Origin of the sequence: Streptococcus sp. 27098_8_74, assembly GCF_041431705.1 — a bacterium.
Taxonomy (GTDB): Bacteria; Bacillota; Bacilli; order Lactobacillales; family Streptococcaceae; genus Streptococcus; species Streptococcus salivarius_E.
In genome coordinates this window covers 1-20,121 of sequence record NZ_JAPVYF010000016.1, presented here as the reverse complement: position 1 = coordinate 20,121, position 20,121 = coordinate 1, and the positions used below count along the sequence as shown (strand labels likewise).

Sequence of the window (20,121 nt, the reverse complement as noted above, 5' to 3'; positions counted from 1 at the left end):
TTCTATTTTTCTTTTAGGTAAGGGAATAAGGACTGAACTAACTCATCTGTCATATGTCTTGGACCTCGAACAGTTTTGATCCCTAAACTCTTTAGTCTATCACTGTCAAATTCGGTGTCATTAAAGGTGTATAAGGGTTTAATCCGCATCAACTCCTTAATACTCGCCTCTTCACGATAACCTTGATTAGGGATATTCGCTTCTAAAACCTGACAGAGGTAACGGATGGCCTTGGTAGGTGCCGTAATATAGATAGCCACCAAATCTCCCTTTTGCATACTAGCTTTCTGTGTCCAAAGAATCTCCTCATTTGTGGAGAACTCCTCTCCAATATCGTAGTATTTCAAATTTACCGGGATAATCCAATAATGAGGCTCAAAAGCCTTTCTAAGATGTTTGGGGGCCACTAGGGAGCGACTGTCACTAAGAAGCTCAATAATGGTTTGGTCCGACAATGTCTCGTCTAAAACAAGACTAATCCAGGTCTTCTTGGACATATGGTAGCTAGGGAAAACCCCTTCCATTTTCAAGAGCTTATCCATTTGCTTTTGATTAACCTTCAGGTTAACCACATCATAAATTAAATCCGCCTTTTCTCCATCAAGCCCTAGTTTTTCTCCCTTAAGAGGAAAAAACAAGGCATACCATTTACCATCAACCCTAAAGGACAAATAGCTTGGTTCCTTTTCGAAAGGATGGTCTGCTTGGTCTGAAAATTCTTGAACTAAAAACTGAGCTAGACGATTAGCTTGTGGAGATGAGAACAATTGATTTTCATAACAAGAATCAGCTAGCTGTGAGAGAAGTTCTCCATAAGCTTCTCTGACTTGACCAACGTAGGTTCCAGTGGCCTGAGGACTCCTGAAGATATCATAAGGCTCATCAAGATCGATATCAACAACCTGTCCCGTCAACTTACCTTCTAAATCAATAAGCAATCGAGCTTCAAGTTCATCAGCTATCAGTGTTTTTCTGAACTCGTAACCTTGCTCAGTAGTTGTAAAACCAAAAGGCTCTAGGCTATCCTGTTTTAGGATCTTCTGTTTAAAATAAGCATCCTCAAAAGTCATTGGTTCTCCCTTTTTCTAAAAAAGAGAAGTTGAGACAAACTTAAGTCCCAACTTCTCTTTTTTATTTTGTTGACTGACGTAAGGTAAGACCGTGATTAAGAATAACATCTTTTTCTTCGAGCTCTTCCTTATTCATGATTTTAGTCAACATACGCATGCTAACTGCCCCTAAATCATAGAGAGGATGATTAATACTAGAAAGGTTTGGACGTGTGTAGCTTGTAATTGGTGAGTCATTGCTTGTGATGATTTCGAAGTCTTCTGGAACTGATTTACCTGCAGCAAAGAGGCCATTCAAGAGACCTGCAGCCAATTCATCTTCTCCAACATAGGCAGCAGTGGCACCAGAGTTCAAAACACGTTGTGCTAAATCAAAGCCATCTTTATAGCTATATTTGGCTTCAAAGACAAGACCTTCATTGTAACGCAAATTATTCTTTTCAAGTCCAGCCTTATAACCAGCTAGACGGAGCTTGCCATTAATATCATCAATTAGTGGTCCTGATACAAAGGCAACCTTTTCATTATTCTTGGCAAGTTGTGTTACAGAATCCTCAACGGCAGCTTTATAGTCGATGTTAACGCTCGGTAATTGGTGCTCGAGGTCCACTGTTCCTGCTAGGACAATCGGAGTACGGGTACGAGAAAATTCTGCACGAATTTTTTCCGTCAAGTGGTAACCCATGAAGATGATACCATCTACTTGTTTGGCAAATAGAGAGTTAATCACGGTAACTTCGTGATCGTCATTTTCATCACTAGATGCAAGAACAATATTGTACTTGTACATCGTTGCAATATCATCAATCCCCCTTGCTAAAGTAGCAAAATAACTATTAGCAATATTTGGGATGACAACTCCTACAGTAGTGGTTTTCTTACTCGCCAAGCCACGTGCAACCGCATTTGGACGATAATCCAAACGATCAATGACCTCAAGCACTTTTTTTCGGGTGTTTTCTTTTACATTTTTATTTCCATTTACCACACGAGACACAGTCGCCATCGAAACGCCTGCCTCACGCGCAACGTCATAAATAGTGATTGTTTCATCAGTATTCATAAAAACACTTCCTTTCTCATTTTACGCTCACTCTTTCACGCTAATTGTATCAGATTCTGAAAACACTTTCAATTATTTTGACTGATTTTTTACAAAAAAATGAAAGGGATTCCTTCTTTGTGGTTATGAGGAAGAAAGCCATTTCAGAAAAAGGCCTCTCATTTCGTGTTTCCAAGACTATCCATCGCTTACAAAACTAGCCTAAAAAGTCTCAATGAAAGTAAATGATTTAATGAAAAGCCAAAAAAACAGCTTGCATTTTCCTTATAAAAGTGACAGAATGAGTGTAAGAAATACAAAGGAGTTTTTTTCTATGTCTAAACTTGATCGCATTCGTCATTTTTTGAATGAAAATAAAGCAGGGCTAGCTATTGTTTCAGATCCTGTAACTGTCAATTATCTTACTGGTTTTGATTGTGACCCACATGAACGCCAAATGTTCCTCTTCGTCTACGAAAATCGTGAGCCTGCCCTCTTTGTACCTGCTCTTGAGGTTGCACGTGCCTCTGCTTTACTCGACTTCCCAGTATTTGGTTATGTAGACTCTGAAAATCCATGGCAAAAAATCAAGGCTGGCCTAGCAAGTACAGACAGCCCTATTATTTATGCAGAGTTTGACAATCTCAATGTGACTAAGTTCCAAGGATTGCAAACGGTCTTTGATGGTCGCTTTGAAAACTTGACACCATTCATTCAAAAAATGCGCGTTATCAAGTCAGCTGATGAAATTCAAAAAATGATTGTGGCCGGTGATTATGCTGATAAAGCTGTTAATATCGGTTTCGACAATATCTCTCTTGACGTTACTGAAACAGATATCATTGCTCAAATCGAATTTGGCATCAAACGCTTGGGCTATGAAATGAGCTTTGAAACTATGGTCTTGACTGGTAACAATGCAGCCAACCCACACGGCATTCCTGGAAGCAACAAAATTGAAAAAGATGCTCTTCTTCTCTTCGACTTGGGCTGTATGGTGAATGGCTATGCTTCAGATATGACGCGAACAGTCGCTGTTGGAAAACCCGATGATTTCAAAAAAGAAATCTACCACTTGACTTTAGAAGCTCAACAGGCTGCCCTAGATATGATTAAACCAGGTGTAACTGCCAGCGAAGTCGATGCTGCAGCACGTAATGTTATTGAAAAAGCTGGTTACGGCGAATACTTCAACCACCGCCTCGGACACGGTATCGGAATGGATGTGCATGAATTCCCTTCTATCATGGAAGGAAATGACATGGTCATTGAAGAAGGAATGTGCTTCTCAGTCGAACCAGGTATTTACATTCCTGAAAAAGTTGGTGTTCGTATCGAGGACTGTGGTTATGTGACAAAAGATGGCTTTGAAGTCTTCACACACACACCAAAAGAATTGCTCTATTTTGATGTCTAATTAATAAACATGGGTCTTTAATTAAGTTGAAGACCTTTTTGTTTGTAGCCAAATCGAAAACACCAAAAAAGCTGACCCATCGAGAGTCAGCTTTTGCTATTTTTCCTCATGCTCTTGTCTAAGATAGTCAAGTCCTTCTTCAATCCATCCTGGCATTGCTTCTGCCAAAGGTTTAAAGCCATAGTTTAAACGACTATCAGAGAAACGATGACGATGAGGGATTTTATTTTTTTCTTCCTCAAGGGTTCTCAAAGAAAGACTGGCCTTTTGTGTAAATTCATCAAAATCAACAACTTGAACCAAGACCTCCTGGTCTACCTTGAGAGTATTGTAGATGTTGTCGATATAACCTGTCTTAATCTCTGAGATGTGAATCAAGCCTGTGGTACCATTTTCCAATGAAACAAAGGCACCGTAAGGCTTGATGCCTGTGATAACACCCCTAAGCTTGTCTCCAATTTTCATCTTAGTCTGCTACCTCAACTGTTTCAATTACAACATCCTCAAGTGGCTTATCTTGAGCCCCAACCTCAACATTGGCAATCTCATCAAGCACCTTGTAAGAGTCTTCATCCACCAATTGACCAAAGACTGTGTGACGACGGTCTAGGTGAGGTGTTCCACCATTTTCAGCATAAGCTTCTGCGATTGGTGCTGGCCAACCACCACGTTCAAGTTCCTTTTTAGCATAAGGAATTTCAGGCGTTTGAACGATGAAGAACTGGCTACCATTAGTATCTGGTCCAGCATTGGCCATAGAAAGCGCACCACGGAGGTTATAGAGCTCTTCAGAAAATTCGTCCTGGAAGCTACCACCAAAGCTTGACTCACCACCCATACCAGTACCAGTTGGGTCACCACCTTGAATCATAAAGTCCTTGATAATTCTGTGGAAAATCACACCATCATAGTAGCCACTCTTGGCCAAATTAACAAAGTTAGTAACTGTTAATGGTGCATGATCAGGGAAGAGTTTGATGACCAAATTACCATGATTTGTTTTAATTGTTGCGACTGGACCTTCTACTGTATCCAAGTCAAGTTGTGGGAAATGAAGTTTTTTTTCTACCAATCCGAGTTCCTCCAAGGCATTGAAAATGCCATCTTCTTCTATTGTTCCTGTAACGTAATCTGCTTTTTCTTTCAGTTCTGGTGTGGCATTACCCATGGCAATCTTAAGGCCAACATAGTCAAAGATTTCCATATCGTTTGGACCATCCCCAAACATCATAGCATTGACCGGTTTAAGTTTTTCATGCTCCAAGACTTGCTCTACACCAGATGCTTTTGAGATACCATTTGCTACGACATCAGAGGAGTGTTCATGCCAAGGTACCATGCGGACATGGGCTGCGAGTTCTTCTGGTAATTCAAGGTCACCATCATTTTCCGCAAAAGTCCACATATGGTAAACATCATTCGACAAGTGAAAGTCTGGCTCCACATCACAAAGACCATAGACCGGTTTCATAGCATTATCAATCAAATCTGAACGCTCTGAGACAACTGGCTTATCCTTACCAGCAAAGCCCCAAGCAATTCCAATCTCTTTGCACCAAGCAACAAAAGCTTCTGTAACCTCACGAGCGAGGGGTTGGTTATAAATTTCTTCCCCTTTTCGATTAATCACATAAGTTCCATTGATGGTTACAAAATAATCGGGCTCTAGGTCTCGAATGTCCTCAACGACACCATAGTAGCCACGTCCTGTGGCAATCCCCGTCAAAATTCCTTTTTCTTTAAGCCCTTTGAAAACAGCCTTAATAGATTCAGGAATGTAGCCTGTCTTTTTAACACGAAGGGTGTCGTCAATGTCAAAGAAAACAATCTTAGTCTTCTTGGCCTTGTATTTTGTTTTAGCATCTACTGGCATCGCTAATCTCCTTTACAGTATCACAGCTAGAGTCAGGTATAGCTAGTATCCTAACTAAAGACCGAATGGTACTTTCATTATATCATGTCTTAAAGCCAAAAACAAAAAATCATCTAGGACTATAGTAGTCTTAGATGATAGGCGGTTTAACGGTTAACACTCTTGATAATACGTTTAATATCACGCTCTTGTTCACGACGCTTGATAGACTCACGTTTATCGTAATCGTGTTTCCCTTTGGCAATACCGAGCAATACCTTGGCAAAACTGTTTTTTAGGTAGACCTTAAGAGGAACTAGGGTCATTCCTGTACCCTTAAGATCATTTTGAAGTTTGGTGATCTGCTTCTTCTTTAGCAACAACTTTCTCGTACGGTCTGGATCTTGATTCCAAATATTTCCTTGCTCAAAAGGAGCAATATGGACATTGATTAACCAGGCCTCACCATTTTTGATTTGGGCATAGCCATCTTTAAGTTGGATGCGGGCCGCACGAACAGACTTAATCTCTGTCCCTGTCAGTACGATACCCGCTTCAATAGTATCAACGATACTATAGTCATGTCTAGCCTTTTTATTCTGAGCAACAACATTGCCTTCACCCTTTGGCATAGCAGTCCCTCCATTCTCATCCTATTTTCGTTTTTTAGCAACGTCCTTGTAAAAAGGTTTGTTCCCTTTTTTCTTACGACGACCACTCTCACGTCCCTTGTTATCATTATGAGGACGGTTTTGATTTTTACGTTTGTCTGGTTTCTTAGATGACTTACGTTTTTCGTCATAAGAGCCTTTACGACCATTACCATCTTGACGGTTACGGTTATCCCCACGTTTACCACGACGTTCGAAGTCTCCATTTTGACGGTCACGACGTGGACCTCTATTGCGGAAGGCTTTCGCTTTCTCTTCACGTTCCTGACGTGCCTTGTGATCTACTTTTTCAGTGACATCATACTCGCTTGGAAGGTATTGGAAGTCAATATCTCCGGTTTCCTTATCCGCACGTGTTAATTTGACACGGATAGGCTGACCAACTCGGAAAGTCTTACCAGTTTTCTCACCCTGAAGTGTCATGGTACGTTCATTGTAATTGTAAAATTCTGGAAGGGTGGTGATGTGAACCAAACCTTCGATGGTGTTTGGCAATTCCACAAACATACCGAATTTAACCACACTTCCAACAATACCGTCGAATTCTTGACCAACAAACTCTTCCATGTATTCCGCTTTTTTCATCGCTTCAACGACACGTTCGGCATCAATGGCACGGCGTTCAAGGGTTGAAGATGATGTCGCTAACTCAGGAATAACCTCTTCAAAATGTTCACGTGTTTCTTGAGACATATTGTTAGTGTACTCACGAATCATTCGGTGAACCAAGAGGTCTGGGTAACGACGGATTGGACTAGTAAAGTGGGTATAATACTGAGCCGCAAGTCCATAGTGCCCATGATTGTGTTCTGAATAGCGGGCTTGTTGCATTGAACGAAGCAACATCATGTTCATGACCTCTGCTCCGGGTTTGCCTTGAACTCGCGCCATGAACTCTTGCAAGTCTAGTTGATCCATCTTATTGGCAGTTCCTTTGATTTGAACACCAAAGATAGAGGCATAATCCATGAAGCGTTGCAATTTCTCAGCTTTTGGTTCCTCGTGGATTCGATAAATAAATGGCAACTTAGCCTTAGCGAAATGCTCTGCCACACATTCATTGGCAGCCAACATGAAGGATTCAATCATTCGCTCAGCTGTTCCACGTTCACGCACCACGATATCCACTGGCATCCCCTTCTCATTTACCAAGATACGAGCTTCAGATGTATCAAAGTTAAGGGCACCACGACGCTCACGCATGTCTTCTAAAATCTTATGCAGTTCTGCCATAGCTGATACAGAGTCCATGATTGGCTTAAACTGCCCAATCTTTTCTGGATTTCCAGCCAACATCTCATTGACATCACTGTAGGTCATACGGAAGGTTGTATTAATCACAGATTGGCAAATCTTATGATTAACCACCTTACCTTTTGGAGTAATCTCCATAATGGCTGACTGAGTCAAGCGATCAACATTGGGATTTAGTGAACAAATACCATTTGAAAGACGCTCAGGCAACATTGGCACCACACGGTCTGTCACATAAACCGAAGTCCCACGTGCTACGGCCTCACGGTTAAGAGCTGAACCTTCAGTGACATAGTAGGACACATCAGCAATATGAACACCAAGCTCAAAATTACCATTTGGCAAACGTTTAATATGGACCGCATCATCCAAGTCCTTCGCATCAGCTCCATCAATAGTAAAGGTTACCTCTTGACGAAGGTCAACACGACCAAGGAGGTCTTCCTGACTAGGTGCATCTGGTACAGCTTCTGCTTCCGCCATGACATCCTCTGGGAACTCTGAAACAATATCCATTGATTCTAAGACTTCCAAGACATCAATACCAGCATCCCCTTGATGACCAATAATGTCACGAACACTTCCTACGAAATAATCATAGTGACGGTTAGGGTATTTTTCAATATCAACCTTGATAATTTCAGTACCGTCTAGGGCAACTGGTTCTTTCTTAATATAAATTGGCTGCTGAATTTTTTGATTTTTAGACTTAATGTAACCAGCATAAGGTTCTTTCTCGTCGCTAAGGATAAATTTCCCTACAACAGTCTTAAGCGAACGTTCTACAATTTCAACAACTCGTGCTTCCGCTGCTGTCCCACGCAAACGATCCGCTGGCTTCTTGATAACAACAGCAACAGTATCACCATCAATGGCATGGCCAACATCATTACGACCAATGAACATATCATCTTCACTGTCATCGACATGCAAGAAACCAAAACCGTTCTTATTGGCACGGAAAACACCTTCAACAGTCACCTGATTTGGATTTTCTTTCTTAGGACGCAAGGAAACAGAGCCATCTCGATTAAAACGCAACTGCCCCTTACTTTCCATGGCTGATATGGCCTTGATGAGCTGAGGAAACTTTTCTCCCCCAGCATGATTAAGAGCCTGGGCAATGTCGTTTACACTGGATTTCCCATGCTCCTTCAAATAATTTATAATAGATTCTTTCATGATTTCCTTTTCTTTTATTTATTGACTATAACGCAAAAAATGAGCCAACCTCAGTCAGCTCATTACTTACTTGAGAGAATGGAAAGGACGATTGCATCTACAATCCATAGAAAAACCATGATTCCTGTAAAGCGTTGCATAAAGGCTTCAAAACCACGTGGTTTACTACGTTCAAATAGTGCTTCTGACCCACCACCATCAAAGACATTGCTACTTGGATTCTTTTGTGGCTGCATGAATACCGCAATCACAATAATAGCTGACATCACCAAGAGCAGCGTTAATAATAAGTCGTACATAGTTATTCCTCCGAAAAAGTCCTTTTTATTCTACCATAGAACCCTTTAAGATTCAACATGTAAGGTTACTTTTCTATCCTTAGGGCAGAATTTGGGTACCTGAATTTTCTCAGGATGATTCTGTTTATTTTTACTTGTGAGATAGTTGATGCTCCCACATTCACTACACTTTAAATTGATTTTAACTCTCACCTATATTCTTGACTCCTAGCAATTTTCTAAAGATGATTAAGGACCAGACAAAATTTCCAAAGACAATCATTGCAGTCACAAAGAAGACCCAGCGATAACCTAGACCTGTCGCAACTGCTGACCCAACAAAGGGACCTAAAACCTGTCCAATATATGAAAAGCTTTGATTAAAGCTAAATATTCTTGAGATTCCTTCCTTGGGTGTCATCTTGGTCAATAAAGAATTGACACTAGGCATAAGAGCACCTACACCGAAGCCATAGGCAAAGCGTAAGATACCCAGTTGCAAGGCTGAACCGGCAAAACCACAGAGGAAATACAAGAGAAAGCTATAAAATAGCCCCATTAAAAGCAAGCGATGATTCCCAATACGGTCTCCCAATTTTCCCAGATAAGGGATACTTAAGAGACTAGAAAAGCCCATAGCAGAAACAATTAACCCTGAGTAAAAAAGGATATTTTCCCTCTGACCTAAATAACGAATGTAAAGGGCCAACATAGGTGCAATCGATTGGGCAGAAATCTGAATAATCATACTGGTCACAAAAAGGCCAATCAACATAGATTTGCTGGGAATTCTTGCAAAAACCTGAGAAAGGGTCATCATCTCTCCCTTTTCGACAGGCTGGAAATCCTCTCGCAAGCCAAAAATAGTTAAGAGGCAGCAGATAAATAGAATAAGGCCCACCAATAAAAAGGTCCCTCTCATACCAAACGCCTCAGACAAGGTACCACCTAACAAAGGGCCAATCAGAACACCTGCCGTTAGACCCGTAGACAAGGTCCCCAAGGCATAGCCAGAACGGTTCTGAGGAACCTGACTAGCAATTAATGCTGTGGCATTTGGGACATAGCCCGCAAACAAACCATTCAGCGTTCTCAAGAAAAGTAGCCAGAAAACATTTGGGACTAAGGCAAGACCTCCCATTGTAAAAGTCATCACCATACTTGCCCTGATCATCATGGGCTTTCGACCATAACGGTCAGCCAGGCGTCCCCAAACAGGAGAAACCAAGGCAGAGGCTAAGGCAGAGATGGCAACAGACAAGCCAGCATACCATTCGACCATATCTCCTTTAACACCAAGTTCCTCAATGTAGAGGGCCATGAAAGGCATAACAATGGAGAAACTAGCTCCAGTAAAAAAGGTTCCTATCCATGCAATTTTAAGGTTACGTTGCCAATCAGTACTTTTAAGCTCTTTTTGGCGCAAATAATCATCTTCTTTCTAAAATTCACTATCCATTATATCACAATGGCTAGCTATGAGGAGCTCGTTAAATCATTTATTGCACTCTTAACCTTTTTCTTCAAATCATCGAGACTACCGTTATTATCAAGAACCAAGCTGGCATAGGGCATTTTCTCAGCTAAAGACATCTGGCTAGCGATACGCATACTAGCTTCCTTTGAACTTAAGTGATTACGTTTCATCAAGCGTTGGCACTGGATCTCCGGTGACACTGCCACCAACCAAATCTGATCAAACCAGTCCTGATACCCATTCTCAATAAGCAAGGGAATATCCATGAAAAAAACATCTTCTTCCTTGGCCAAACGATCCCTCTGAGCTGCTAGTTCCTCTCGAATAATTGTCCCTTGAATATCAGCAGACCGCTGTCTCATCTCCTCATTGGAAAAAATCAGTTGCCCTAGTTTAGGACGATTCAATTCTCCATTAGAAAGGAGAATCCCCTCTCCCAACCAATCAAGTAAGGCACGGTACAAACGGCCCCCTTGGGCCTGCATGTCGTGTACAAGCTGATCAGCGTCAATGACCTTGTAACCTGCCTCTTTAATCATTTCAACAACAGTAGATTTTCCTGAAGCAATACCACCTGTTAACCCAATAATCATTGTTTCTGACAATGAGGACACAAATGTGTTCCTCTCCCTCCTAACTTGATTTTCTCAATTGTGCTTGCGCAGCGTGGACAAGGCTGTCCCGTCTTTCCGTAAACCTGTAAATAGTTCTGCATGGTCCCATCTTCACCAAGGGCATTACGATAAGTCCTTATAGTTGAGCCACCTTTTTCAATTCCTAGCTGTAAAATAGCAATCGTTTGATCATGGACCCGTTTCATGGCTGCCTTGCTGAGTTTCTTTGCTGGCGTCTCAGGATGAACCTTGGCTGCCCAAAGCACCTCATCAACATAGATGTTGCCTAGACCAGCCACTAATTTCTGCTCCAAAAGGAGACTTTTAATAGGCTTGGCAGAGGTCATCAAGGCTCTCTCAAACGGAGCATATTTAAAAGCCTTCTTAGTAGGCTCAGGACCAAGCTTTTTCTTTGTAAAATAAGCGTCCTCTTGATTTTTAGCCAATAAATCAAAGGTCCCAAACTTGCGGACATCCTGATAAACAAGAGTCGAGCCATCATTTAAGGTAAAGAAAAGATGGAAATGCTTATTAACAGGAACCTGATCTGTAAACAAGAGGTATTTTCCTTCCATGCGCAAGTGGGAAATCAGAATCAATTGTCCAAGGTCAAAAATCAAGTACTTGCCTCTACGTCGCATGGCTTGAATAGTTTGACCAGGTAAGTCATTCAGAAAACTATCGTAGGAGGTCTTTATCATTTTCGGGACCTTAACCTCAAGCGACAAAATAGTCCGACCTACTACCAATCTTTCTAACCCTCGTCTAACAGTTTCTACCTCAGGTAACTCAGGCATCTGCTCCTCCTTCTAGCAAGAAAGCCGAGCAAGTGCCCAGCTTTTTAATATTCTTTTTCATTGTAACCAAAATCGGCCAAATCAAGTTTTTTATCACGCCAATTTTTCTTAACCTTAACCCAGGTTTCAAGGAAGACCTTGTCCCCAAGCATGACTTCAATATCTTTACGGGCAAGGGTACCAATCTTCTTGAGCATGGAACCTTGTTTACCAATGACAATGCCTTTTTGGCTGTCACGCTCAACCATGATTGTCGCACGAATGTGAATCTTATCCGTCTCTTCATCACGCTTCATCTCATCAATGACAACCGCAACAGAGTGTGGAATTTCTTCACGTGTCAACTGAAGGACTTTTTCACGAATCATCTCCGATACCAAGAAACGCTCTGGGTGGTCGGTGATTTGGTCCGCTGGGAAATATTGGAACCCTTCCTCAAGGTTATCACTCAAGACATCCACAAGATGAGAAACGTTGTTTCCTTGGAGGGCAGATATCGGAATAATCTCCTTGAAATCCATTTGTGTACGGAAATCCTCAATCTGCTCTAGGAGCTGATCTGGATGGACCTTGTCAATCTTATTGATTACCAAGATAACTGGAACTTTAGCTTGTTTGAGGCGTTCGATAATCATATTATCACCCTTACCACGAGGCTCATCCGCTGGTACCATAAAGAGGACTGTATCAACCTCACGAAGGGTTGAATAAGCAGATTCCACCATAAAATCCCCAAGAGCCGTCTTAGGCTTGTGAATCCCTGGGGTATCGATAAAGACAATCTGTTCCTTATCGGTTGTGTAAATGCCCATAATTTTATTGCGGGTTGTTTGAGCCTTATCACTCATGATAGCAATCTTTTGCCCCATAACATGGTTCAAAAACGTTGATTTTCCTACATTAGGACGGCCGAGAATAGCCACAAATCCTGATTTAAATGTCATATAACTTCTTTCCTACTTCGTTTTAATTGAAAATTAAGTGCCAAATTTTAGGTATGAAAACAATCATCCCCGTAATGACTGCATAACAAGAAACCACTAAAACAGCTCCAGCGGCCATATCCTTGGCATTTTTGGCTAGCATCGAAAAGTGATAATTACTAGCTAAATCGACAACATTTTCAATGGCAGAATTAACAATCTCTAGGGCAATTACGAGAAAAACTGCCATCAAAAGAAAGAGCCATTCTGTCGCAGACACACGGAAAATCAAGCCAGCCAATACCACCAAGATAGCTGAAACCAAGTGCTTGCGCATATTGCGTTCTTCTTTAAAAGCCGTTATTATTCCTGTCAGAGCAAACTCAAAACTAGCTGTAAATTCTCTATTTTTCCACTTTTTTTGTGGGTTATTGTCGCGTAAGTCCATAAGCAGTCAAAATTTCTTCCTGTAATCCAAACATTTCCGCTTCTTCTTCTGGGGTGTAATGGTCGTAGCCATTGATGTGAAGAAAACCGTGAACAGCCAAGAAGCCCATCTCACGCTCGAAACTATGACCATAATCCTCAGCTTGCTCATGAGCCTTATCAACAGAAATAAAGAGTTCACCGATATAACTATCAAACTCTCCCATCATTTCAGCTAATTCAGGATTTTCAGCCAACTCTTCCTCATCAAAGCTAATGTCTAATTCAGGCTTATACTCCAAACTAATAACATCCGTTGGACGGTCCGTATCACGATATTCCAGGTTTAGCTCGTGGCTACGTTCGTTGGTTACAAATGTGACCGCCATTTCCTTGTCTTCCTTGCCAAGTCTTTGTGCTGCAAAATCTAGCAACTCCAAGGTTTGTTCTTTTAATTTCTCAGAGACTTGTCCAGTCTCATCAATCATTTCAATATACATAAGATACTTTAGGAACGGCTATGCTCACTTCAAGCATAGAACCGCTCGCTTCCTTTCACTAACTCATTAGCTTTTTTATACAAATACTCAAATACCTAGAATACTAGCCCAGAGTATTTTTGGTCTAATATTAATCACTTCATTATACCATAAGGACACAGAAAAAGCAGACTTAAGGCTAATTGTCTGCTTTTTGTAGGACCTCTCTGGGAATCGCTTACTTATCTAAATTATCCTTAAGACGTTGAATGTGAATGGTTAAAAAGACTTGTTCGTCTAAACTTAGATCAAAGGCATAACTTGTCTTGATATAGGTAGCAATCTTTTGGGTACAGATAAAGGACTCCGGATAATTTATCTTAACTTGTTCGTAAAGGAAAGCATCATTCTTGCCACCACTAACTCCGCTCACAATACGTTGTGCTAGGTATTGGAGATGTGTCATAAAACGGTTATACGAGAAACTATCCTCATCCAAATCATAACCAAAATGAAGACGGACAATGTCACTAATTCCAACCACAATTTGAGTCATCTGTCGGTCTTTTTCATGGAGACCCGCATCTTTTTGTGCATTAACAAAATGTAAGGCGACAGAGGCAGCCTCATCATCTTCTAACTGAACTTCTAAATCCTTGGCAATCAAACGAAGGGCTTGTTTCCCAATTTCATACTCCCGAGGATAAAATTTTCGAACCTCCCAAGCCAAAGGATTCTGCAAAGAAACACCCTCTCTACTTCTTTCAATAGCATAATGTAGGTGATCGGCAAGGGCGATGAAAAAAGAGGGATTAAACTTGGTTTGCAAGACAGCCTCAGCAAAAGTAAGGATATTCAAAAAGACCTGCATTTCACCATCAGGTAAATTGACATAAACACGAGACCATTCCTCTACTACCTCTGTATTTTCCAAAACAAAAGTCTTTTCAATCTTTTCCTTATCAACAAGGTCTCCGACCTTCTTTTGAAAACCTAGTCCCTTACCCATGACAATGTATTCCACATTATTATCCAAAGCTTGGATAACATTGTTGTTTAAAACCTTTTCAATCTTCATCATGATTCCTCGTTATAAAAGCGCTTACTTTGTTTTACCAAATTTTTAATGAGAAACCTACTTACTACAAACTAAAAGTGCTGGCCTGACCAACACTTCTTACTTATAGTTCTGTTCGATTTTCGATAGCTCTTAGCAAGGTCACTTCATCAGCATACTCAATGTCAGAACCGACTGCCAAACCACGCGCTAAACGAGTCACCTTGATTCCTGCAGGTTTAAGGACACGTGAAATATACATAGATGTTGCCTCACCATCTGCTGTTGCATTAGTAGCAATGATAACCTCGTCAACCTCGCTATCCATAAGACGGGTAATCAAACTTTTCAGGTTAATATCGTCTGGCCCAACACCATTCATAGGGGAAATAAGCCCTTGAAGCACATGGTAGAGACCACGGTATTCCTGAATCTTTTCCATAGCTGAAACATCTTTGGAGTCTTCAACAACCAAAATCTTAGTACGGTCTCTAGTTTCATCGGTACAAATGTTACATGGATCATCATCTGTCAAACGACCACAGACCGAACAATAAGTCAATTCACGTTTTGCTGCCAAGAGGTTTTTTGCGAAATCGTTGACATCTTCATCAGACATACTAATGGTATAAAAAGCTAGGCGTGTCGCTGTTTTAGCCCCAATTCCAGGGAGTTTTGAAAAACTATCAATCAGCTTCGCAATTGGAGTAGGATAAAGCATGAAGGCCTCCTGTTCTTTATATTTTTTTATCCATCACTTATCTTTTGTCACTGTCATGGATATGTCTTTACCCAAGAACAAATACTCAAACACTATATCACAGAAAAATCCCTCGTGCAAGGCACGAGAGATTTTCATATTTAGTGAGTATTTTGATAAAGTTCCATGATAGCTTTGACTGCAACTTGGGGGCTTTTACTCTTCCAATCAAGAACATGTGGGTACATGATTCCAACAGCCAACTTCGTACCATCTTTGGCGGTCGCATAGGCTACGGCATTAAGATTATATGTTTTTACTGTGTTACCTGAGCTGTCTGTCGTATAGGTTTCGGCTGTCCCTGTTTTACCACTAATTGGAATGATAGAACTTGCCATAGCTTTACCAGTCGCAAGGCTAGAACCAGAATTAACGACATCATTAAAGCCTTGTTGGATAATCCCCATCTGCTCAGAATCAAGAGGTAAGGTATTTAATACACGTGTATCTACCGTTGAAGCTAGAGCTCCTAAGCTACCATTAGTACCAGCATCATAAATACCTCCCACAATATGAGGTGCTACACGTTTACCACCATTTGCAATTGAAGCAACATACTGAGCCAGCTGAATGGTTGTATAAGAATCGTACTGACCAAAGGCCTCTGTCAAAACGTTGGCTACATTGTAATTCTTAGAAATGTACCCTTCTGATTCTCCAGGCAAATCAAGTCCTGTAGATACCCCCATACCAAAATCAGCGTAGGTATCACGAAGTGTCGTCATGGCCTTATCCATATTGTCAGTCGACAAGGCCATGCCTGGAACATACTGTTGGCCAAGTAGTTTGATTGCAATCTGCACCATATAGGTATTTGATGAATATTCTAGAGCCTGTGTCGCGGTAATAGGACGGCTACCTTGATCTGTAAACCAAGACGTAATCGAGGCTGAACCAGCAATGTTGATTGGTTGGTCAGTCAAGACCTGATTCCCATAGATGGCACCTGAACGCCAACCAGCAGTTAGGGTTGCTCCCTTAACAACAGATCCTGGAATAAAGACATCAGTGATTGTTCCTAAGGCATTTGCTTTAAAATCTTGTGCTCCTTGTTCATGTTTTTGCCCCGCCATGGCAAGTACAGCACCAGTTTCAGCATTCATAACAACGGCATACATTCCTTCAGAATAGGTAGCTTTGTTCTCTGAAATCTCTGAAGAAAGCTGTTGACCTAGGATATCTTCAACTCCCTTTTGGAAATCAAGGTCGATGGTCAACTGCAGATTGTTACCCTTACTTCCCTTTTGAGTGATTTTATCACTAGCAACTTCGCCTTCCTTGTCTACTGTAATCTCACGAACAGTATGTTTCCCTTGTAGCTTCTCCTCATATTCTTTTTCTAGATAAGAAGTTCCTACACGGTCATTAAGGGCATAACCTTTTTTGAGGTATTCCTTAGCATCTTCTTGTGGCAAACCTGCTTCTGAACTTGAGACTTTCCCGATGAGAGGAGACAAGGCTGAATCAACCGTATGACGCTCCCAATCCTTAGCAACCGTAATACCATTAAGTTCCTTCTGTTTAGCTGCTACAATCGCAATTTGTTCAGGCGTCAAGTCTCCTGTTTTCAATGTGACTGTTGAGAAATTAGAAACAGCATTCATCTGTGAGTAAATGTAGACAATCTTAAGCTCATCCTCAGTGTAATCCACTGCTTCATCAGGAACGGCATCAACAGCATTGTTGTAAATAGTAGCTTCAGCTAATTTATTACCAAACTTATCTGTTTTCTTGTCCTTTGGAAGATCATTAACCACACGTTTGTAGGTGGCAGAATCCGCTAGATAGAAATCGCGTTTCTGGCGTGCTGTTACCTTCGTCTCCGTTAGTGTTACCATGGTCGCTAACTTTTCAGCGACCTTCTTCATAGTATCTGATGACACCAAATTGCTACGTGTAAAGGTGATAACGTCCTTACTCTGGTTGGTCGTAAGAGCGACCCCCTTAGCATCAAAGATTTGCCCACGTTCACTTGCAATCCTAACCGTATACTTAGAATTATCCTCTAATTTCTTAGTATAAAACGATTTGTTATAAACCTGCATATAGGTCAAACGTGCAAAAAGTAACAAAAAAAGGACAAAGACTACACCAAAAAGCAAGTAAACACGACGTGAAATGTTTACTGGCTTTCTAGGTTTGTTCGCTCGTTTTTCTTTTTGTTTTTGGCGCCGTTTTTCCCATTTTTGACTGAGTTTTTTCGAAAATGATGTCACTTTTTTTCCTCTATGTTCTCATAAAAATTCTCTTTTATTTTATCACAAATAAGCTTCAGCAATCTTAAAAAAATGTCGAAATCTAAAAAAACTCGCCTCAATATAAGACACGTTTTTTAGATTATATTGACAACTTTTTCATCCAGCTAGGAATGGCTTTACTGATATGTGTCGGCAAAACCACATAGGCATTTTTAGCCAGATCATCAGCGATAGCTGAGTGAAGCCAGGTAGCTACTGTGACAGCCTTATAGCGATCAATTGAAGAAAACTGGGCCAGAAAACCAGTAATCATACCAGCCAAGGTATCTCCCATTCCTCCTGTGGCTTGATAAGGCCCACCAACTTCTAAATAAGCTACTTTTTCACCCTGATAGACAGCCGTCTTATGACTCTTGGCAACCAGGATTGTCCCAGCTCGGAACTCTCCCAAGGCTTTTTGAGTGTTGGAAACGGTCTGCTCTGGAATCCTTAAACCAGACAAGCGTTCCCATTCTTTTTGATGTGGGGTGAGAGTAAGGTGACAATCTGGTAAGCTCTTCTTATTCTTCTTAGCCAAAAGATTGAGAGCTGAACCATCAACAACCAAATTTTGATCTGCCCTAATATTTGCCAGCACCAAGTCCATAGCCTGACTAGCTACACCATCTTCACCTAGGCCAGAACCGATTAATACCACATCAGCTGCCCTAAGATTCTCAAGAAATCTTTCAGTCTCTCTAAGGTCAAAAGCCATGGCTTCAGGGAGATGAGCATGGAGGGCTGTGATATTTTCACGATCCGTAGCCACTGTGACCAAGCCTGCCCCACTATTGACACAAACTATGGCAGCCATAATGATGGCACCACCATAAGGATAAAGCCCACCAACTAAAAGCACTCGACCGTAAGAACCCTTGTGAGACTCTCTCAAGCGAGGTGTTATCACTTGCCTAGCTAAATCGTCATCAACTTTCATAAACTATCCTTTCGCACTACGAAGAGCAGCTTGATAGGTCTGTTCCATCAGCATAGTAATAGTCATAGGGCCTACACCACCTGGAACAGGCGTGATCATGCCAACCTTATCTTTCACTTGATCAAAATCAACGTCACCACAAAGTTTGCCTTCTTCATCACGGTTGATTCCCACATCAATGACAACAGCACCTTCTTTGACATAGTCTTCTGTTACAAATTTTGCACGTCCAATAGCTACAATCAAGACATCTGCCTTGCTACAAACCTTAGCCAAATTCGGTGTTCGTGAGTGGGTCAAGGTAACTGTTGCATTCTTTTCTAGAAGAAGCTGAGCCATAGGTTTACCAACAATATTACTACGTCCGATAATAACTGCTGTCTTACCTTCCAATTCAACATTGTACTCACGAAGGATTTCCATAATCCCAGCCGGTGTACAAGGAACCATTTGACGGCGACCATTCCAAAGATTACCAGTATTCATAGGATGGAAACCATCGACATCTTTTTTAGGATCAATAGCCAAAAGAATACGCATTTCATTAATATGATTCGGCAGTGGCAACTGAACCAAGATACCATGGAAAAGCGGATCCTGATTATAGCGCTCAATAACTTCAATCAACTCTTCCTCACTAATACTCTCAGAAAGATTGACCGTCTGACTATGGAAGCCAGCCTTTTTAGCAGCACGTTCCTTATTACGCACATAAACTTGACTAGCTGGGTTGTCTCCAACCATAATTACCACTAGTCCTGGCACAATCCATTCCTTTTCTTTTAGACGTGCTACCTTTTCTTGCAATTGATCCTGCATTTTAACAGCTAGGGCCTTACCATCCATTATTATCGCCATGGGTGTTCTCCAATACATACTTTTTTTCAATTATACCATAGTGAGGACTCTTTGTGACTAAATTTTCTAAATTTTCAAAAAGACGTTTCAAATGAAAGCTAAAAAAGCTGGAATTGCCTTCCAACTTCTTCTGATTATCTTTCGTGACTAATCCACAAAACCATTTTGCTGACTCCAACCCTTAATAACCTTCAAGGTCTTCTGCTGGTATTTGCCACTTTCATACATGTGATCTGCACCTGTTAAGGAAACGAGAACAGAATCACGGTAGTTCTTAGCTGTTCTTCTAGCAATATTAGGATGAGTCATCTTATCCTTGGTTCCTGAAATGACGAGAACAGGACATAAAATGTTACTAAAGTCCACATAAGCTGCCTTTGTCTTATCAAAGCAATGAAGAGCCATCTGAGTATAAACTTTTCCTGATTCAGGAACCAGATTAGCAAAAACTTCCTCTTTCAAAGCTTCCTCTTGTTCATTCATGCAATACTTGAAAAACTCCTTTTTATAAGGGGGCATGGCTTTTTTCCAAAAACCCCAGCGTAAAAAGTGTTTGCCAAAACAAGCTAACATGGTTGGATAAAAGGCATAAATATCTGCTGTCGGAGCAGGTCCCATGAGAATCATACCAGCAACTTCTGTCTTTTCAGCAACCATTTGAGCCACCAGACAGCCTAAAGAGTGCCCCAAAATGAGTGGTGGTTGGTCTAGACTTTCAATCAAAGCCACTAAATCATCTCGATAGTCCTGCAAGGTAACAGTCCCAACTTTAGCTAGGCACTCTTGATAA

The 20,121-nt window shown here is 41.1% G+C and carries 21 protein-coding genes; 1 reads left to right on the top strand and 20 read right to left on the bottom strand.

Going from position 1 to position 20,121, the window contains the following annotated elements; translation table 11 throughout:
- Nucleotides 1-2: 2 nt before the first annotated feature.
- Both O3670_RS07455 and ccpA read right to left on the bottom strand, forming a co-directional pair.
- Complete coding sequence (locus O3670_RS07455) at nt 3-1,070, bottom strand: MmcQ/YjbR family DNA-binding protein (RefSeq protein WP_371595939.1); 1,068 nt, start codon at nt 1,068-1,070, stop codon at nt 3-5.
- 61 nt (nt 1,071-1,131) lie between these two features.
- Complete coding sequence (gene ccpA / locus O3670_RS07450) at nt 1,132-2,133, bottom strand: catabolite control protein A (protein ID WP_002890449.1); 1,002 nt, start codon at nt 2,131-2,133, stop codon at nt 1,132-1,134.
- 313 nt (nt 2,134-2,446) lie between these two features.
- On the opposite strand from ccpA, the gene O3670_RS07445 reads away from it, so the two are divergent.
- Nucleotides 2,447-3,529 (top strand): M24 family metallopeptidase, encoded by a 1,083-nt coding sequence (locus O3670_RS07445; RefSeq protein WP_037597586.1) that lies wholly within the window; start codon nt 2,447-2,449, stop codon nt 3,527-3,529.
- Nucleotides 3,530-3,625: 96 nt separating this feature from the next.
- Here the strand turns inward: O3670_RS07445 and O3670_RS07440 are convergent, their stop codons facing one another.
- From O3670_RS07440 to O3670_RS07355, 18 genes are all read right to left on the bottom strand, one after another.
- Nucleotides 3,626-3,994, bottom strand: a complete 369-nt coding sequence (locus O3670_RS07440; RefSeq protein ID WP_002886108.1) for a S1 RNA-binding domain-containing protein — start codon at nt 3,992-3,994, stop codon at nt 3,626-3,628.
- 1 nt (nt 3,995) lies between these two features.
- Nucleotides 3,996-5,402 (bottom strand): Cof-type HAD-IIB family hydrolase, encoded by a 1,407-nt coding sequence (locus O3670_RS07435; RefSeq protein ID WP_049546183.1) that lies wholly within the window; start codon nt 5,400-5,402, stop codon nt 3,996-3,998.
- A gap of 146 nt (nt 5,403-5,548) precedes the next feature.
- The gene (gene smpB, locus O3670_RS07430) at nt 5,549-6,013 is read right to left on the bottom strand and encodes an SsrA-binding protein SmpB (protein ID WP_049546182.1); all 465 of its coding nucleotides are present in this window, start codon (nt 6,011-6,013) and stop codon (nt 5,549-5,551) included.
- A gap of 21 nt (nt 6,014-6,034) precedes the next feature.
- Nucleotides 6,035-8,488, bottom strand: a complete 2,454-nt coding sequence (gene rnr / locus O3670_RS07425; protein ID WP_064520748.1) for a ribonuclease R — start codon at nt 8,486-8,488, stop codon at nt 6,035-6,037.
- Between the two features lie 62 nt (nt 8,489-8,550).
- Entirely contained in the window at nt 8,551-8,787 is a 237-nt protein-coding gene (gene secG, locus O3670_RS07420) for a preprotein translocase subunit SecG (protein ID WP_002886135.1), read from the bottom strand.
- Between the two features lie 45 nt (nt 8,788-8,832).
- The gene (gene rpmG, locus O3670_RS07415) at nt 8,833-8,979 is read right to left on the bottom strand and encodes a 50S ribosomal protein L33 (RefSeq protein ID WP_002890443.1); all 147 of its coding nucleotides are present in this window, start codon (nt 8,977-8,979) and stop codon (nt 8,833-8,835) included.
- Nucleotides 8,969-10,192: a multidrug efflux MFS transporter gene (locus O3670_RS07410; RefSeq protein WP_371595938.1), complete on the bottom strand. Its 1,224-nt coding sequence runs from the start codon at nt 10,190-10,192 to the stop codon at nt 8,969-8,971. Before O3670_RS07410 ends, rpmG begins: the two co-directional genes overlap by 11 nt.
- Before the next feature lie 50 nt (nt 10,193-10,242).
- The gene (gene coaE, locus O3670_RS07405) at nt 10,243-10,836 is read right to left on the bottom strand and encodes a dephospho-CoA kinase (protein WP_371595937.1); all 594 of its coding nucleotides are present in this window, start codon (nt 10,834-10,836) and stop codon (nt 10,243-10,245) included.
- Nucleotides 10,833-11,654: a DNA-formamidopyrimidine glycosylase gene (mutM, locus tag O3670_RS07400; protein WP_175057477.1), complete on the bottom strand. Its 822-nt coding sequence runs from the start codon at nt 11,652-11,654 to the stop codon at nt 10,833-10,835. The genes coaE and mutM overlap by 4 nt, the downstream gene beginning before the upstream one ends.
- Before the next feature lie 44 nt (nt 11,655-11,698).
- Nucleotides 11,699-12,598, bottom strand: coding sequence for a GTPase Era (gene era / locus O3670_RS07395; RefSeq protein WP_175057476.1), 900 nt, complete (start codon nt 12,596-12,598; stop codon nt 11,699-11,701).
- Between the two features lie 22 nt (nt 12,599-12,620).
- Nucleotides 12,621-13,025 carry a diacylglycerol kinase family protein gene (locus O3670_RS07390; protein ID WP_002890438.1) on the bottom strand — a complete coding sequence of 135 codons (405 nt, stop codon included), beginning with the start codon at nt 13,023-13,025 and terminating at the stop codon, nt 12,621-12,623.
- Nucleotides 13,006-13,503, bottom strand: coding sequence for an rRNA maturation RNase YbeY (gene ybeY, locus O3670_RS07385; RefSeq protein WP_002886021.1), 498 nt, complete (start codon nt 13,501-13,503; stop codon nt 13,006-13,008). The genes O3670_RS07390 and ybeY overlap by 20 nt, the downstream gene beginning before the upstream one ends.
- Before the next feature lie 217 nt (nt 13,504-13,720).
- A complete protein-coding gene (gene licT, locus O3670_RS07380) occupies nt 13,721-14,560 on the bottom strand; it encodes a BglG family transcription antiterminator LicT (protein WP_371595951.1) in 840 nt (279 codons plus the stop codon).
- Nucleotides 14,561-14,663: 103 nt separating this feature from the next.
- Nucleotides 14,664-15,260 (bottom strand): recombination mediator RecR, encoded by a 597-nt coding sequence (gene recR / locus O3670_RS07375; protein ID WP_002889030.1) that lies wholly within the window; start codon nt 15,258-15,260, stop codon nt 14,664-14,666.
- A 140-nt stretch (nt 15,261-15,400) separates the two neighbouring features.
- Nucleotides 15,401-17,515, bottom strand: coding sequence for a penicillin-binding protein PBP2B (gene pbp2b, locus O3670_RS07370; protein WP_037604008.1), 2,115 nt, complete (start codon nt 17,513-17,515; stop codon nt 15,401-15,403).
- A gap of 121 nt (nt 17,516-17,636) precedes the next feature.
- Nucleotides 17,637-18,473, bottom strand: a complete 837-nt coding sequence (locus tag O3670_RS07365; protein WP_175057475.1) for an NAD(P)H-hydrate dehydratase — start codon at nt 18,471-18,473, stop codon at nt 17,637-17,639.
- A gap of 3 nt (nt 18,474-18,476) precedes the next feature.
- On the bottom strand, nt 18,477-19,331 hold the full coding sequence (locus O3670_RS07360; RefSeq protein ID WP_175057474.1) for a bifunctional methylenetetrahydrofolate dehydrogenase/methenyltetrahydrofolate cyclohydrolase: 855 nt from the start codon (nt 19,329-19,331) through the stop codon (nt 18,477-18,479).
- A gap of 147 nt (nt 19,332-19,478) precedes the next feature.
- On the bottom strand, nt 19,479-20,121 hold a 643-nt coding region (locus O3670_RS07355; protein WP_371595936.1), incomplete at its 5' end, for an alpha/beta fold hydrolase.

Excerpts from the sequence above, each read along its gene's own strand:
- mutM (WP_175057477.1), bottom strand. The coding sequence starts at position 11,654 with ATGCCTGAGTTACCTGAGGTAGAAACTGTTAGACGAGGGTTAGAAAGA.
- rnr (WP_064520748.1), bottom strand. The coding sequence starts at position 8,488 with ATGAAAGAATCTATTATAAATTATTTGAAGGAGCATGGGAAATCCAGT.
- coaE (WP_371595937.1), bottom strand. The coding sequence starts at position 10,836 with ATGATTATTGGGTTAACAGGTGGTATTGCTTCAGGAAAATCTACTGTT.
- smpB (WP_049546182.1), bottom strand. The coding sequence starts at position 6,013 with ATGCCAAAGGGTGAAGGCAATGTTGTTGCTCAGAATAAAAAGGCTAGA.
- O3670_RS07440 (WP_002886108.1), bottom strand. The coding sequence starts at position 3,994 with ATGAAAATTGGAGACAAGCTTAGGGGTGTTATCACAGGCATCAAGCCT.
- era (WP_175057476.1), bottom strand. The coding sequence starts at position 12,598 with ATGACATTTAAATCAGGATTTGTGGCTATTCTCGGCCGTCCTAATGTA.
- O3670_RS07455 (WP_371595939.1), bottom strand. The coding sequence starts at position 1,070 with ATGACTTTTGAGGATGCTTATTTTAAACAGAAGATCCTAAAACAGGAT.
- O3670_RS07390 (WP_002890438.1), bottom strand. The coding sequence starts at position 13,025 with ATGGACTTACGCGACAATAACCCACAAAAAAAGTGGAAAAATAGAGAA.
- recR (WP_002889030.1), bottom strand. The coding sequence starts at position 15,260 with ATGCTTTATCCTACTCCAATTGCGAAGCTGATTGATAGTTTTTCAAAA.
- O3670_RS07445 (WP_037597586.1), top strand. The coding sequence starts at position 2,447 with ATGTCTAAACTTGATCGCATTCGTCATTTTTTGAATGAAAATAAAGCA.
- O3670_RS07435 (WP_049546183.1), bottom strand. The coding sequence starts at position 5,402 with ATGCCAGTAGATGCTAAAACAAAATACAAGGCCAAGAAGACTAAGATT.
- ybeY (WP_002886021.1), bottom strand. The coding sequence starts at position 13,503 with ATGTATATTGAAATGATTGATGAGACTGGACAAGTCTCTGAGAAATTA.
- O3670_RS07365 (WP_175057475.1), bottom strand. The coding sequence starts at position 18,473 with ATGAAAGTTGATGACGATTTAGCTAGGCAAGTGATAACACCTCGCTTG.
- O3670_RS07360 (WP_175057474.1), bottom strand. The coding sequence starts at position 19,331 with ATGGCGATAATAATGGATGGTAAGGCCCTAGCTGTTAAAATGCAGGAT.
- ccpA (WP_002890449.1), bottom strand. The coding sequence starts at position 2,133 with ATGAATACTGATGAAACAATCACTATTTATGACGTTGCGCGTGAGGCA.
- secG (WP_002886135.1), bottom strand. The coding sequence starts at position 8,787 with ATGTACGACTTATTATTAACGCTGCTCTTGGTGATGTCAGCTATTATT.
- licT (WP_371595951.1), bottom strand. The coding sequence starts at position 14,560 with ATGAAGATTGAAAAGGTTTTAAACAACAATGTTATCCAAGCTTTGGAT.